The sequence below is a fragment of the Streptomyces sp. WM6386 genome, from assembly GCF_000972385.1.
In the GTDB taxonomy this organism is placed as follows: domain Bacteria; phylum Actinomycetota; class Actinomycetes; order Streptomycetales; family Streptomycetaceae; genus Streptomyces.
Genome location: NZ_JXTE01000188.1, coordinates 1 through 1,345, shown reverse-complemented (window position 1 = coordinate 1,345; position 1,345 = coordinate 1). Strand labels below are relative to the sequence as shown.

Annotated in this window: 3 protein-coding genes; 1 reads left to right on the top strand and 2 read right to left on the bottom strand. The window is 71.2% G+C overall.

What is annotated here, in order from left to right; genetic code table 11:
* Window positions 1-324: CGNR zinc finger domain-containing protein (locus TN53_RS40615; protein ID WP_046263900.1), on the top strand; the 324-nt coding region annotated here is incomplete at its 5' end.
* 38 nt (window positions 325-362) lie between these two features.
* Here the strand turns inward: TN53_RS40615 and TN53_RS40610 are convergent.
* Both TN53_RS40610 and TN53_RS40605 read right to left on the bottom strand, forming a co-directional pair.
* Window positions 363-617: a DUF3040 domain-containing protein gene (locus TN53_RS40610; RefSeq protein ID WP_046263899.1), complete on the bottom strand. Its 255-nt coding sequence runs from the start codon at window positions 615-617 to the stop codon at window positions 363-365.
* Between the two features lie 204 nt (window positions 618-821).
* On the bottom strand, window positions 822-1,345 hold a 524-nt coding region (locus TN53_RS40605), incomplete at its 5' end, for a cation:proton antiporter (protein WP_046263898.1).

The window sequence follows — 1,345 nt, the reverse complement described above, 5'->3', positions numbered from 1 at the left end:
GCCCCCGACGCCGTGCACCGTCTGCTGCGCGACTATCCGCCGGACATGCATCTGTCCGACCATGACGGCCTCGGCGGCTGGCACGTCCACTTCGGCCGCAACGGCACCCCGGCCCAGCGCTGGGTCGGCCAGCTGATCGCCGCCAAGCTCGCCCTGGTCGTGGCCGGGGATCCGGCGGTGACGCTGGGACGGTGCGCCGCGGCCGGGTGCGAAAACTACTTCGTGGACCAGTCGCGGAACCGCACACGCCGGTTCTGCTCCAACGCGTGCGCGAGCCGGACTACCGTCGCGGCTCATCGGGCCCGGGCGGCGAAGAATTCCTAGGCACAACTGGCTTTGGCCGAGCTGACGGTGAGGGAGAGTCAGCTCGGTGGATCGAGCGACTGCGCGGCCAGGCCGACCCCTACCAGGCCCGTGGCGATGAGCAGCCCGTTCGCCACGATCACCCCGCCGATCAGGACGGCCGTCGTGACGGCCAGAGCCCACCAGGCCCCCGTGCGTCGGAACTCACGGGGGCGGCGCGGGCGTCCGATGCTCATCGCCCTGGCGAACAGGGGATCGTCACACGCGCAGCGTGCTTCGAGCGCGACCAGACGCTCGTCCTCTGATCGGGGCATGCCTTCTCCTTCGCGCCGTGCGCTGTCGCCCTGCGACCGGCCAGGCTGCGGCAGCGAGTGTCGTGAACGGGGTCGAGGTCCGGCGCAGACGTGCGGGGAGCACGGTCAGGCAGCCGCGGTCGCTCTGCCGGGCTGGGGAGAGCGGTCGGCTGGACACACGAGGAGCGTGGTCAGAGATACATCCCGGCTCGCGCTACCGGCTCTCTATGCATTCTCCCTAACAGGTGGCCCCTGCAAACAAGTGTCGGCCAAGGGTTGGCGGCCCGGCCTCCAAGAGCCCATGAACGCCAGGGTGCGGGCCAGTAGTTCGGCGCGTCCGGCGACGACCGGGCCCAGGACCGCGAGCACCAGGACGTATCCGGCGATGAACGGAGCGAGGCGGTCGTCGAGGCCCGCGCTGGTCGCCATCGCGGCCAGGATCAGGGCGAACTCGCCGCGGGCAACCAGGGTGGTGGCGATCTCCGCGGCACGCTCGGGGCCGTAGCCGTACAGGCGTGCCACGAGGAGTCCAGCGCCGATGTTCATGACCACGGTCAGTGCCGCCGCCGCGGCCACCGGTCCGGCGACGCTCGCGACGACGGCGGGGTCGATGGCCAGTCCGAAGGCGAAGAAGAAGATGGCCGCGAAGGGGTCTCGCAGGGGGTGTACGAGTCGGCGGATCCGGGCGGCGGAAGGAGTGCCGGCGAGGATGAGGCCGACCATGAAGGCGCCGATGGCGTCGGCGACGC